The sequence below is a fragment of the Streptomyces colwelliae genome (genome assembly GCF_048158785.1).
Classification (GTDB): Bacteria; Actinomycetota; Actinomycetes; order Streptomycetales; family Streptomycetaceae; genus Streptomyces.
The window spans coordinates 1-12,188 of sequence record NZ_JBLTJC010000084.1 but is presented as its reverse complement, the minus strand read 5'-3'; the positions used below and the strand labels follow the sequence as shown (position 1 = coordinate 12,188).

The 12,188-nt window shown below is 70.3% G+C and carries 12 protein-coding genes; 7 read left to right on the top strand and 5 right to left on the bottom strand.

Features of this window, described 5'->3' with window-relative positions; translation table 11 throughout:
- The first annotated feature begins 38 nt into the window (after positions 1-38).
- Genes ACNFOC_RS19420 through ACNFOC_RS19405 form a run of 4 tightly spaced genes read left to right on the top strand, consistent with a single transcriptional unit; the run spans position 39 to position 3,755 of the window.
- Complete coding sequence (locus tag ACNFOC_RS19420) at positions 39-1,106, top strand: glucose-1-phosphate thymidylyltransferase (protein ID WP_266865854.1); 1,068 nt, start codon at positions 39-41, stop codon at positions 1,104-1,106.
- Positions 1,103-2,074, top strand: a complete 972-nt coding sequence (rfbB, locus tag ACNFOC_RS19415) for a dTDP-glucose 4,6-dehydratase (RefSeq protein WP_416960344.1) — start codon at positions 1,103-1,105, stop codon at positions 2,072-2,074. The genes ACNFOC_RS19420 and rfbB overlap by 4 nt, the downstream gene beginning before the upstream one ends.
- Complete coding sequence (gene rfbD / locus ACNFOC_RS19410) at positions 2,074-2,955, top strand: dTDP-4-dehydrorhamnose reductase (RefSeq protein ID WP_416960343.1); 882 nt, start codon at positions 2,074-2,076, stop codon at positions 2,953-2,955. Before rfbB ends, rfbD begins: the two co-directional genes overlap by 1 nt.
- The gene (locus tag ACNFOC_RS19405; RefSeq protein WP_416960342.1) at positions 2,952-3,755 is read left to right on the top strand and encodes a class I SAM-dependent methyltransferase; all 804 of its coding nucleotides are present in this window, start codon (positions 2,952-2,954) and stop codon (positions 3,753-3,755) included. Before rfbD ends, ACNFOC_RS19405 begins: the two co-directional genes overlap by 4 nt.
- On the opposite strand, the gene rfbC is transcribed toward ACNFOC_RS19405, so the two are convergent.
- The 5 genes from rfbC to ACNFOC_RS19380 form a co-directional block, all read right to left on the bottom strand.
- Positions 3,745-4,353, bottom strand: coding sequence for a dTDP-4-dehydrorhamnose 3,5-epimerase (gene rfbC / locus ACNFOC_RS19400; RefSeq protein WP_416960341.1), 609 nt, complete (start codon positions 4,351-4,353; stop codon positions 3,745-3,747). The two genes, ACNFOC_RS19405 and rfbC, sit on opposite strands and share 11 nt — an antisense overlap.
- A 70-nt stretch (positions 4,354-4,423) precedes the next feature.
- A complete protein-coding gene (locus ACNFOC_RS19395; RefSeq protein WP_416960340.1) occupies positions 4,424-6,394 on the bottom strand; it encodes a glycosyltransferase family 2 protein in 1,971 nt (656 codons plus the stop codon).
- A gap of 136 nt (positions 6,395-6,530) precedes the next feature.
- Positions 6,531-7,124, bottom strand: coding sequence for an isochorismatase family protein (locus ACNFOC_RS19390; protein WP_416960339.1), 594 nt, complete (start codon positions 7,122-7,124; stop codon positions 6,531-6,533).
- A 37-nt stretch (positions 7,125-7,161) separates the two neighbouring features.
- Positions 7,162-8,559 (bottom strand): MFS transporter, encoded by a 1,398-nt coding sequence (locus ACNFOC_RS19385; RefSeq protein ID WP_416960338.1) that lies wholly within the window; start codon positions 8,557-8,559, stop codon positions 7,162-7,164.
- Complete coding sequence (locus ACNFOC_RS19380; RefSeq protein WP_416960337.1) at positions 8,556-9,020, bottom strand: MarR family winged helix-turn-helix transcriptional regulator; 465 nt, start codon at positions 9,018-9,020, stop codon at positions 8,556-8,558. Before ACNFOC_RS19380 ends, ACNFOC_RS19385 begins: the two co-directional genes overlap by 4 nt.
- A 129-nt stretch (positions 9,021-9,149) precedes the next feature.
- Here ACNFOC_RS19380 and ACNFOC_RS19375 point away from each other — a divergent pair, with 129 nt between their 5' ends.
- Genes ACNFOC_RS19375 through ACNFOC_RS19365 form a run of 3 tightly spaced genes read left to right on the top strand, consistent with a single transcriptional unit; the run spans position 9,150 to position 11,946 of the window.
- Positions 9,150-9,965, top strand: a complete 816-nt coding sequence (locus ACNFOC_RS19375; protein ID WP_416960336.1) for an SAM-dependent methyltransferase — start codon at positions 9,150-9,152, stop codon at positions 9,963-9,965.
- 26 nt (positions 9,966-9,991) lie between these two features.
- Positions 9,992-10,495 carry a metallophosphoesterase family protein gene (locus ACNFOC_RS19370; protein ID WP_416960335.1) on the top strand — a complete coding sequence of 168 codons (504 nt, stop codon included), beginning with the start codon at positions 9,992-9,994 and terminating at the stop codon, positions 10,493-10,495.
- A 38-nt stretch (positions 10,496-10,533) separates the two neighbouring features.
- On the top strand, positions 10,534-11,946 hold the full coding sequence (locus ACNFOC_RS19365) for an MFS transporter (RefSeq protein WP_416960334.1): 1,413 nt from the start codon (positions 10,534-10,536) through the stop codon (positions 11,944-11,946).
- Positions 11,947-12,188: the final 242 nt, after the last annotated feature.

Below are 12,188 nucleotides of genomic sequence, written 5' to 3'. Positions count from 1 at the left end.
GAACGATGCACGTCCGAAGATGACGCTAAGGTGAAGCGATGAAGGCTCTCGTTCTCTCCGGCGGCACTGGATCCCGCCTGAGGCCGATCACACACACATCGGCAAAACAGCTCGTCCCGGTGGCCAACAAGGCCGTCCTTTTCTACGGGCTCGAATCACTCGCCGACGCGGGAATCACCGAGGTCGGCATCATCGTCGGTGACACCGCGGCGGAGATCGAGGAGGCGGTGGGTGACGGGTCGAAGTTCGGCCTGAAGATCACCTACATCCCGCAGGACCGTCCCCTCGGACTGGCCCACGCCGTACTGATCGCGCGCGAGTACCTCGGCGACGACGACTTCGTGATGTACCTCGGTGACAACTTCATCGTCGGCGGCATCACCGGTCTCGTCGAGGGCTTCCAGGCCAACAAGCCCGACGCGCAGATCCTCCTCACCCACGTGCCCGACCCGCGCTCCTTCGGCGTCGCCGAACTCAGCGAGTCCGGCCAGGTCATCGGCCTGGAGGAGAAGCCGGAGCACCCCAAGAGCGACCTCGCTCTGGTCGGTGTCTACCTCTTCACCCCCGCCATCCACGACGCCGTACGCGCCATCAAGCCGTCCTGGCGCGGCGAGCTGGAGATCACCCACGCCATCCAGCAGCTGATCGACGACGGCGCCGACGTGCGCTCCTCGGTGATCCACGGCTACTGGAAGGACACGGGCAACGTCGTCGACATGCTCGAGGTCAACCGGACCGTCCTGGAGAGCATGGACCGCCGCATCGACGGCGAGGTGGACGACGTGTCCGAGACCATCGGCCGCGTGGTGATCGAAGAGGGCGCGCGCATCGAGCGCTCGCGCATCGTCGGACCCGTCATCATCGGGGCCGGAACCGTGGTGAGCGACTCCTACGTCGGCCCCTTCACCTCGGTCGCGGAGAACTGCCGGATCACGGACAGTGAGCTGGAGTTCTCCATAGTGCTTCAGGACTCGTCCATCGCCGGGGTGGGCCGGATCGAGTCCTCGCTCATCGGCAAGCACGTCGAAGTGACCCCCGCTCCGGGGGTACCCAGCGCCCACCGCCTCGTTCTCGGAGACCACAGCAAGGTGCAGATCCGTTCATGAATCTCCTCGTCACCGGCGCCGCCGGCTTCATCGGTTCCACGTACGTCCGCACGCTGCTCGCCTCGGACGCGGCTGACGCGCCCCGCATCACGGTGCTGGACAAGCTCACGTACGCCGGCACGCTCGACAACCTCGAAATAGGCCACCCGCGCCTCGAGTTCGTCCAGGGCGACATCTGCGACGCCGAACTGGTCGACAAGCTGATGGCCGAGGCGGACCAGGTCGTCCACTTCGCGGCCGAGTCCCACGTGGACCGCTCGATCAACGGCGCCGCCGACTTCGTCCGCACCAACGTGGTGGGCACCCAGGTCCTGCTGGACGCGGCCCTGCGCTACCGCACCCCGTTCGTGCACATCTCCACCGACGAGGTCTACGGCTCCATCGAGACCGGCTCCTGGCCCGAGACCCACCCGCTGGCGCCCAACTCGCCGTACTCCGCGTCGAAGGCGTCCTCGGACCTGCTCGCCCTGGCCTACCACCGCACCCACGGCCTGGACGTGCGCGTCACCCGCTGCTCGAACAACTACGGGCCGCACCAGTTCCCCGAGAAGGTCATCCCGCTGTTCGTCAGCAACCTCCTCGACGGCAAGAAGGTCCCGCTCTACGGCGAGGGCCTCAACGTCCGCGACTGGCTGCACGTCGAGGACCACTGCCAGGGCATCGAGCTCGTGCGCACCAAGGGCCGGGCCGGCGAGGTCTACAACATCGGCGGCGGCACCGAGCTCAGCAACAAGGAGCTCACCGGCCTGCTGCTCGAAGCCTGCGGCGCGGACTGGGACCGGGTCGAGCGCGTCGAGGACCGCAAGGGCCACGACCTGCGCTACTCCGTCGACTGGTCCAAGATCCACGACGAGCTCGGCTACCAGCCGCAGCACGACTTCGCGAGCGGCCTGGCCGACACCGTCGCCTGGTACCGCGACAACCGTGCCTGGTGGGAGCCCCTCAAGGCCCGGGTGGAGCGCCCCTGATGAAGTGGCTGGTCACCGGTGCCGGCGGGATGCTCGGCCACGACGTGCTGGAGGAACTCGCCCGCCGCGGTGAGCAGTTCGTCGGTCTCGACCGCGCCGCCCTGGACATCACCGACCCCGCGTCGGTGGACAGGGCGTTCGCGGAGCACCACCCCGACGTGGTGGTGAACTGCGCGGCGTACACCGCCGTCGACGACGCCGAGACCGACGAGGAGCGGGCCCTTCGCATCAACGGCGAGGGGCCCCGGCTCCTCGCCCGCGCCTGTGCCGCCTCGGGCGCGCGGATGGTGCACGTCTCCACCGACTACGTCTTCGACGGCGAGGCCCGCAGTACGCCGTACCCGGAGAATCACTCCACCGCACCGCGCACCGCCTACGGCCGTACCAAACTCGCGGGAGAGCAGGCCGTGTTGGCCGAACTGCCCGGTGCGAGCGCGGTCGTGCGCACGGCTTGGCTGTACGGAGCTTGTGGGGGTAACTTCGTCCGCACGATGATCGAGCTGGAAGCACGTCGCGACACTCTCGACGTCGTCGACGACCAGCACGGACAGCCGACCTGGACCGCCGACGTCGCTGTACGGATCGCTGATCTCGGCGCCCGTATCGGCCAAGTCGAAGGCGCGCACGGGGTGTTCCACGCGACCAGCTCCGGCGAGACCAGCTGGCACGGTCTCGCACAGGAGGTGTTCCGGCTCATCGACGCAGACCCGGAGCGTGTCCGCCCCACCACGAGCGCGGCCTTCGTCCGTCCCGCGCCCCGCCCCGCCTACAGCGCCCTCGGGCACGAGCGGTGGCGGGAGGTCGGCCTGGAACCGCCGAGGGACTGGCGGTCCGCCCTGCACGAAGCACTTCCTCACATCCGCAAGGAGATTTCTTCGTGAAACGCCATGAGTTCCTGCGGGGGCTCCACAAGTCAACCGCCAACCGCAACTACCTGGAGATCGGCGTCAACGACGGCCGCAGCCTGACGCTCTCCCGGGTGCCCAGCGTCGCGATCGATCCCGCGTTCAAGGTGGTCACGGAGATCCGCTGTGACGTCCACCTGGCCAAGGCGACCAGCGACGACTTCTTCGCCCGGGACAACCCGCTGGTGCACCTGCGGGGCGGTCGTCACCCGATGCGTCAACTGGCCCGCAACCGGAGCCCGTTGGGCTGGTGGAAGACCACCACGCTGGACCTGTCGTTCATCGACGGCATGCACCTGTTCGAGTACGCGCTGCGCGACTTCATCAACGTGGAGAAGCACTCGGACTGGGCCAGCGTCATCGTCTTCGACGACATGCTGCCCCGCAGCATCGACGAGGCGGCCCGGGACCGGCACACCGACGCCTGGACCGGTGACGTCTACAAGTTGGTCGAGATCCTCGCCCGCTACCGTCCCGACCTGGTGACGGTCCTGGTCGACACGCAGCCCACCGGCCAGCTTGTCGTCTTCGGCGCGGACCCGAGCAGCACGGTCCTCCAGGACAAGTACGACGAGATCGTCGCCGAGTTCGAGGTCCCGGACCCGCAGAAGGTGCCCGAGGCGATCCTGGAGCGCACCACCGCGGTGAAGCCCGAGGCGCTGCTCGGCGCCGGTTTCTGGGGCCCCCTCGCCAAAGCCCGTGACCGCGGGACCAAGCGGTCCCGCGGCTGGGAGCCCCTGCGCCGCTCGGTGGAGCAGCTCAGCGTCAGTCGCTGAGCTGTCCACTCCGCAGTCGCTCGTAGTAGGCGGAGCAGTCCGCGTAGGACGGAAGAAGTCCTGACTGCTCCGCCTCTGCCAATGTCGGAGCCTCCGCGTCCTTCTCCGACAGCACCGGCTCGAAGCCCTCGGGCCAGGCGATGCCCAGCGCGGGGTCCAGCGGGTTGATCCCGTGCTCACGCCCGGGCGAGTAACCCGTCGAGCACAGGTACACCACCGTCGCGTCGTCGGTCAGGGCCATGAACGCGTGCCCGAGACCCTCCGCGAGGAACACGGCGTGCTGGGTGTCGTCGTCCAGCCGGACGGCCTCCCACTGACCGAACGTGGGAGAACCGACGCGGATGTCCACGATCACGTCGAGGACCGCGCCCCGCACGCACTTCACGTACTTGGCCTGGCTCGGCGGCACGTCGGAGAAGTGCACTCCGCGCACCACGCCCCGCCGTGAGACCGAGCAGTTGGCCTGGGACAGAGCCAGGTCGTACCCGGTGGCCTCGCGGAACTCCTCACCGCGGTACCACTCGTGGAAACTGCCCCGGTCGTCAGGGAAGACCTTGGGTTCCAGGACCCAGGCGCCTTCAATCCCCAGTGATCGCACGTTCTTCCGTCCTCCGACTTGCTCGGGTACTACTGCTTGCTCGGGTACCGCAACTCGCTCTCGGGTACCGCTACTTGCTCAGCGCGCGCTTCAGCTTGCGCGCCACCCGGCGGGCCAGCCCGGGCTTGGGCTTGGCGGCCACCGGCTTCGGCGCCGGCTTAGGCTCGGCGGGCTTGGCGGCGGCCTTCGGGGCCGCCTCGACCCGGATGCCACCGGCGTCACCGGTCAGCCGCACCGGCAGCGCCAGGAAACGCTGCCCGGTGGCGGCCGGGGTCAGGCACACCGAGGCGTTCCACGCCGTGTCCTTCAGATCCGCGGCCGGCACCTCGGCGGCCAGCCGTGCGCCGGAGGACTCGGGGGAGACCACGCCGGGCACGTCCAGCGTCGTACCGGACGACTTGTGGGTCAGACGCAGCAGTACGTCCGTGGTGGCCGGGACGTGGAAGGGGAGCAGGACGCCGACGCGGGCGCCGGTGACCGTGAAGTCGCCGGGCTTGAGGTCGGCGAGGCCGAGGCGCTTGCTCGCCTTGTCGACGTCCAGGGAGAAGTTGCCGTGCGGCTCCGTGTAGTACGGGAGCAGCACCTGGCCGGAGATGACACCGGCGTGCCCGGCGTTCTCGCCGTGCTGCGGGACCGGGCCGAGACGGCACTCCTTGTTCCAGGAGCCGATGACGACGCGGACGTAGGTGTCCCAGAGGCCGCTGCCCAGGGGGGCGCCGACCGCGGCGGTGGCCGGGTCGATGGTGGCCGTGGCGTGCAGCACCAGGCGGACGCCGTCGCCGTCGGCGACCGTCTCGTGCGAGATCTGCACGGGCTGGAAGTGCGAGGCGGCGCTGCTGCGTTCGCGGACGACGAGGTCGGCCGTCGCCTTCTTGAAGTTGGCGGTGGCGTCGGCCGTGAGCATGGCCGTCGCCTCGGCGAGGGTCTTCGGCTCCGGGTGCTTGGGAGCGGGGGCGCCCTTGGCCTCGAAGACGGCCGGCTTGCCGTCGATGACGAACTCGGCCTGGTAGTGGACGAGCAGCTTGCCGTCGCGCCACTCGATCTCGCCCGGGACCGCGGTCGGCTTGAGGGAGGCCTCCCACTCGGCCAGCTCGACGAGGTCGTCGTAGCGGTCGGCGGCGGCGAGGGCCGCGACGACCCGCAGCCGCGGGCCGAGACCGGCCGCGACACCGGGGCCGAAGCGCTCGGTCATGACACCGCGGATCTCCTTGAGGAGTTCGCGGCGGTAGTCGTCGGGGACCTTGAGCAGCCGGCCGCCGCCGAGGCGCTCCATCATCTCCACGCGCAGCCAGCGGCGGAAGATCCGGTCGCGGGCCGGACCCGGCTCGGTGTACTTCTCGACGACGTCGAGGGCCTCGCGCAGGTTCTTGAAGTAGCCGACGGGGTCGAAGCGTTGGAAGCCGGCGTTCGAGGCGTCGTCGCGCTTGATGTGGTAGTAGCAGACGTAGTCGCTGAGCACGGCGACGTTGTCCGCGGCGAGGTAGGCCTCCGTCACGAAGACGTGGTCCTCCAGGCGCCGACGCCCCTCCGGGAACCGCAGGTTGATGCGGTCGAGGAACGCGCGCCGGAGCATCTTGTGCGGGGTGAGGCTGTCCATCAACGGCGCGGTCTCGACCGACGCGTGCGGATAGTTCTTGCGGAACAGCTCCACGGGCACGGCGCGGCCCTTGCCGGCCATCTTGCCGACGATCACGTCGGCGCCGTTGGCCACGCCGTACTCGTACATCCGCTCCAGGGCCTCGTCGCCGAGGTAGTCGTCGTTGTCGACGAACATGACGAACTCGCCCTTGGAGGCGGCGATCCCGACGTTGCGGGGCTTGCCCGACCAGCCCGACGCCTCCTGGTGGATCACGTGCATGTGGGGGTGCTCCGCGGCGATCTCGTCGAGCCGCGCGGGCGTGCCGTCCGTCGAGCCGTCGTCGACGAAGATCGCCTCGTACTCGTCGTTAGGCAGCGACTGCCTGAGGAGAGAGGAGATGCAATCCTCGATATAAGGCCCTGGGTTGTACACAGGGACGACGACACTGACTTTGACCGACATCCGGCTTCTAGCCCCCTTGTTTACGCCGCCCGTCCCCAGTCGTGGAACGGCGCGGTGGGCTGATGCTAACCCGGTCTGTCTCGATGCCGCCCATTGGGCTGCTGTTGGGCAACGGTTAACCCGACGTGGACGGACGTCACCTCACGTCGTGGGTCTTGGCCAGAAGTTCCAGGATTTCGGCGGACGTGCCCGTTTCGCCGAGACGCGGGAAGATCCGCTCGATGCTGTGGGTGTGCGAGACGGTGTCCAGGTCGCTCATCGCGTCCGTGGCCAGGGTCACGTGGTAGCCGTGCTCGTGGGCGGCGCGGGCGGTGGACTCGACGCCGATGCTGGTGGCGATGCCGGTCAGCACGATCTGCGTGATGCCGCGGCGGCGCAGCTGGACGTCGAGGCCGGTGCCGTGGAAGGCACCCCAGTTGCGCTTGGTGACGTGGATGTCGCCGGGGTGCCCGGCCAGTTCGTCGACGATCACGTCCCAGCCCTCGGGGCGGGCCGAGCCGCCGCCGCGCTGCTGCTCGGTGCGGCCGGGCACCGCGTCCGCGCCGTCGCCCGCGAAGCTGACCCGCACCAGGGCCACGGGAAGGCCGGCGGCGCGGAAGGCGTCGGCGAGTTCGACGGTACGGGCAACGACCTCGGGCCCGCTGTACGGCTGGGTCGGGGCGCCGACGATGCCGCCTTGGAGGTCGATCACGACGAGGGCGGTGCGCGGGTCGAGGGTGGTGAGTGCCATGGGAGAGGCCTTTCAGGAGGTACGGGGATTCCGTGGTTCAGGTGGCTCTGGGGGAGAGGGTGCGCAGTGAACGGTCGGGCAGGGTGATCACCAGGAGCAGCGCCGACCCGGCAGCCATGAACAGGGCCAGGTCGTGCAGTCCCGGGGTGTCGGCGCGGTGCGGGAAGAAGGCCGCGGTGGCCGCCGACGCGGCCAGTGCGCCGAGGTACATGAAGGTGCGCAGCAGTCCGGCGGCGGACGCGATGCGCGCGGGCTCGGCCTGCCGGTACAGGGCGTTCTGCCCGGCCAGACCGAGTAGGCCCTGCGGTACGCCCAGCACGGCGCCGACGGCGAGCAGCAGCCAGACCGGACTGCCGGATCCGACCAGGAAGAGCGCGGCACAGCCCACGACCTGGACGGCACCGCCGACGAGCAGCTTGGCGCGGACCGCCTCACGGCGCCCGGTGAGGGACGAGACGCCGAGGGCGGTGACGGACAGGGGCAGCAGGACGAGTCCGGCGGCGGAGGCGTGCAGCCCGCGCCCCTCCTCCAGCCACTGCGTGTAGCCGTAGAGGAAGGCGTACGAGGTGGTGTAGCCGAGGAACTGGCGGATGTACGTCGTCACCAGGGGGAGGTTGCCGCCGAGGACGCGCAGGTCTACGAAGGGCTCAGGGACGCGGAGTTCGCGTTTCGCGAAGGCGACGGCCGCGGCGGCGCTGAGGAGCGGGAGGTACCACTCGGAGAGCTTGGGGGCGGTCAGGAACATCATCAGCGAGACCAGCATGACGGCGAACAGGAGCATGCCGGGCGGGTCGACGTCGCGGCGGGCGCCGGCCGGCTCCTTGCTCGTCCTCGGCAGTCGCAGCGCGCCGAGGACCAGACAGACCACGGACAGGGGCACGTTGACGGTGAAGATGGCGCGCCAGCCGCCGACGCCGATCAGGAAGCCGCCCAGCGTGGGCCCGATCACCGACACCGTCTGGGCGGAGACGGCGAGCGCGGTCAGGACACCGGCCGGGCTGTCCTTCCCGGTGCGCTCGGCCTCGCTGCGGGTGAGCTGCATCGCGGCCGGATACGCGGCCGAGGTGCCGAACCCGAGCAGGACCCGGGCGGCGATCAGCACGCCGAGCGACGGCGCGAGGGCACCCATGACTCCGGCGATGCCGACCAGGGCCGTACCGATGAGATAGAGACGGCGTGGCCCGTACATGTCGACGAGCCGCCCGATGACCGGCTGTCCCACGGCCGTGGCGAGATAGAGCGCCGAGACCAGCCAGACCGTCTGCGAGGGCGGGGCCCCGAAGGCGATGCCGATGGGCACCAGGGCCACGGCGATCATCGAGGAGTTGATCGGGTTCAGTACGGAGCCGAGGACCATCGGCGCGATCAGCCGCCGGTCGAAGCCGGTCGGTGCGGGACGTGTGGTCGCTCGTGCCTGGGTGAGCTTCGGTATCACTGTTCGGAGAGCCGTTCCATCAACGTCAGCGCGTCGAGGATCGTGCGTCGCTCCTGCTCGGTGTACCGGTCCTCGAAGGCGCGCGCGAGCCACTCCTCGCGGACCTGCCGGTTGTCCTCGATCCGCTCGCGTCCGGCTTCGGTGAGCGTGACGAGCTGCCTACGGCCGTCCTCGGGGTCGGGGCTGCGCCGGATCAGCCCGTGCTGGTCGAGAGCGGCGAGGGTGGCGGCCATCGACTGCGGCCTGACCCCCTCGGCGGACGCCAGCGCACTGGCCGTGGCCGCGCCGTGCTTGCCGACGAGCGTGAGCGCCGACTCCTGCGACGGGGTCAGGTCCTCGTCCGTCGCGACCTCACGGATCCTGCGCCGCAGCCGGCTGAGCACCACTCGCAGATCGCGCGCGGAGCGGGCGGCGGAGTCGGAGATGCCCGCCGGTGTCTCCGTGCGCTGTTGTCGATCCATGAGCCCCACCGTAAAACCGACAGAGAAACCTGTCCAGTCGCAACTGAACAGTCTTGCCTGTAGATCTCTTCGGGGTGGACTACCGTGTGCGCCGACAGGTGGGCGAAGGCGAGTGGGGAGCGGATCACGATGAACGAGCACTCAGCGGGCGGAACGGCCCCGATCAACACCTCCGTGGCGCACCCCGCGCGCGTCTACAACGCCTGGCTGGGCGGCAAGGACAACTACCCCGTCGACCAGCAGGCGGCCGAGCTGGCCGCTGCGGCGAACCCGGAGATCGTCCCGGCTGTGCGGGCCAACCGGGCCTTCCTCGGGCGGGCGGTCCGCGAGCTGAGCGACAAGGCCGGCATCCGCCAGTTCCTCGACATCGGCACCGGCATACCGGCCGCGGACAACACCCACGAGGTGGCCCAGCGCGTCGACCCCGAGGCCCGTGTGGTCTACGTCGACAACGACCCGATCGTCCTGGCACACGCGCGTGCGCTCCTCGTCAGCAGCCGGGAAGGCGCGACGGACTACCTGGAGTCGGACCTGCGGGACGTCGACCGGATCCTCGCCGCCGCGGCCGAGACCCTCGACCTCTCCCGGCCGGTGGGGCTGATGCTGGTGGCGATCCTCCAGTACGTCCCCGACCGCGACGACCCCTACACGATCACCCGTCGCCTCCTGGAAGCGCTCGCCCCCGGCAGCCACCTCGTCCTCTCGCACCCGGCGGCCGACATCGGCGCCGACGAGGTCGCCGAGTCGATGCGCGTCTACAACGAGCGGGCCGCCGAACACGCGGGCGCCACCCCGCGCACCCACGCCGACGTCACCCGCTTCTTCGACGGCACGGAGATCCTGGACCCGGGCGTGGTCCAGCTGCCCGACTGGCGTCCCGCCCCCGAGGACACCCCGGCCGCCGGTCCCCTCCCGATGTGGTGCGGAGTGGGCGTCAAGCCCTGACGGCAGTGCGCCCCTAGGCTGAGGCCGTGCGTCTGCTGCTGATGTCCGACACCCATCTCCCCAAGCGGGCCAAGGAACTGCCCGCGCGGCTCCTCGCCGAACTCCCGCGCGCCGACGTCGTGTTCCACGCCGGCGACTGGGTCGACGCCGCGACCCTCGACCTGCTGGAGAGCCGCAGCCGCCGGCTCGTCGGCGTCCACGGCAACAACGACGGGCCCGAACTGCGCGCCCGGCTCCCCGAGGTGGCGTGCGCCGAACTGGGCGGCCTGCGCTTCGGCACCGTCCACGAGACGGGCCCCGCCCAGGGCCGCGAGGCGCGCTGCGCGGCCCGTTTCCCCGGCCTGGACGTGCTGGTCTTCGGACACAGTCACATCCCCTGGGACACCACGGCCGCCACCGGGCTGCGACTGCTCAACCCGGGCTCCCCGACGGACCGGCGCCGCCAGCCGTACTGCACGTACATGACGATGACGGTCTCCGATGGCACCCTGACGGACCTCGTACTGCACCGGCTGCCGCCAAGAAACTGACCGGGATCACCGACGCCTCTTCGGGTACGCAACACAACATGGCCGCTACACGAGAAACCCGGCGGCGTCCGGCACGCCGGGACACCACACCCCGCACCGTCCTGCTTGTCATGTGCGCGGGCTATTTCCTGGTCCTCCTCGACGTCACCGTCGTCAACGTCGCGCTGCCGCGCATCGGTTCGGGGCTGCACACCGACATCGGCGGTCTTCAATGGGTCGTCGACGGTTACGCCCTGGCGCTCGCCGCCCTCATGCTCACCAGCGGCACGGCAGGGGACCGGTACGGTCATCGCCGCGTCGTGCTGGCCGGACTCGCCGTCTTCGGCGCCGGTTCCCTCGGCTGCGGACTGGCCCCGGACGTGGCCGTACTGGTCGCCGCCCGCGTGGTGCAGGGAGTGGGTGCCGCGCTGTTGCTGCCGGGGACGCTGGCCGTCATCAGCCGTGCGTATCCCGACGACGCGGCACGCGCGCGTGCCATCGGTGTCTGGGCCGGCGTCGGCAGCCTGGCCCTGCCTGCGGGCCCGCTGCTCGGCGGCGCGCTGACCGACTGGCTCGGCTGGCGGTCGATCTTCCTGATCAACGTGCCCGTCGTGCTCTTCGCACTCGTCCGGTCCGCGGCCGTCGTGGAGGAGAGCAAGGAGACGGGGGCCCGCCGGCTCGATCCGCCCGGCCTCCTGCTCGGCGGTCTCGTGTTGCTCGCGACGACGTACGCCTTCATCGAGGGCGGGCGTACGGGGGCCGGTTCCCCGTACGTCGTCACTGCCGCGACCATCGCCGTCCTGGCCCTCGTCGCCCTCACGGTGGCCGAGCTCCGGCGCGGCGACGACGCGATGCTCCCGCCGGCACTGCTGCGCAGGCCAGCCTTCGACGCGGCGAACGCAACCGCCGGGATCATGAACCTCGGCACCCTGGGCACCCTGTTCGTGCTGATGCTGTTCCTGCAGTCCGTGCAGCACCGGTCGGCGCTGGTCGCGGGACTCGCCGTTCTCCCGCTGTTCGCGCCGCTCGCGGTGATGGCTCCCTTCGGCGGCCGGATCACCAGCCGGATCGGCTCGCGTGTGCCGGCCGCGGCGGGTCTGCTGATCGCCGCGGCCGGTCTCGCCCTCCTGGCTCGCGCCCAGCCGCACTCCGGACTCCCGGTCCTCTTCCCCGCACTCCTCCTGTGGGGCATCGGCTGCGGTCTGCTCACCCCGGCGGTCGTCGCGGCGGCCATCTCCACAGCCCCCGCAGACCGAGCCGGGCTGGCCTCCGCCGTCAACAACACCGCCCGCCAGACCGGCGGCGCGATCGGCATCGCCGTGGCGGGCGCGATCGCCGGCCCACCGCGGGACGAGGGCCGGTTCCTACGCGGGTTCCATACGGTCGCGGTCGGCTCGGCGGGGCTTTATGGGGTGGCTGCGGTGGTCGCGGTCGTGCTGTTGCCGGGGGTCTGGCGGCCGTTGCGGAGCTGAGTACTGGGCGACTCGCCGGAGCCGAACTGGCGAGACTGCTAAGGCTGTTGACGACGCGAAGTGTCCGTGCCTGGTGGGCGGCCCCCTCATCTCACCGCAACGGCCGATGGATCGCCCGCGGAAGTCGGCCCCAGTGCTCGACATGCTCTTGTCGAAGCCCTGGTGGGCGTGGCTCTGCCGGGGTGAGTAGCCGGAGTGCGTCATGGTGACCGCGCAGTCGGTGACCCGCCAGCCGTGCAGCC

Coding starts and splice junctions, on each gene's coding strand:
- ACNFOC_RS19420 (WP_266865854.1), top strand. CDS start 39: ATGAAGGCTCTCGTTCTCTCCGGCGGCACTGGATCCCGCCTGAGGCCG.
- rfbB (WP_416960344.1), top strand. CDS start 1,103: ATGAATCTCCTCGTCACCGGCGCCGCCGGCTTCATCGGTTCCACGTAC.
- rfbD (WP_416960343.1), top strand. CDS start 2,074: ATGAAGTGGCTGGTCACCGGTGCCGGCGGGATGCTCGGCCACGACGTG.
- ACNFOC_RS19395 (WP_416960340.1), bottom strand. CDS start 6,394: ATGTCGGTCAAAGTCAGTGTCGTCGTCCCTGTGTACAACCCAGGGCCT.
- ACNFOC_RS19390 (WP_416960339.1), bottom strand. CDS start 7,124: ATGGCACTCACCACCCTCGACCCGCGCACCGCCCTCGTCGTGATCGAC.
- ACNFOC_RS19380 (WP_416960337.1), bottom strand. CDS start 9,020: ATGGATCGACAACAGCGCACGGAGACACCGGCGGGCATCTCCGACTCC.
- ACNFOC_RS19375 (WP_416960336.1), top strand. CDS start 9,150: ATGAACGAGCACTCAGCGGGCGGAACGGCCCCGATCAACACCTCCGTG.
- ACNFOC_RS19365 (WP_416960334.1), top strand. CDS start 10,534: ATGGCCGCTACACGAGAAACCCGGCGGCGTCCGGCACGCCGGGACACC.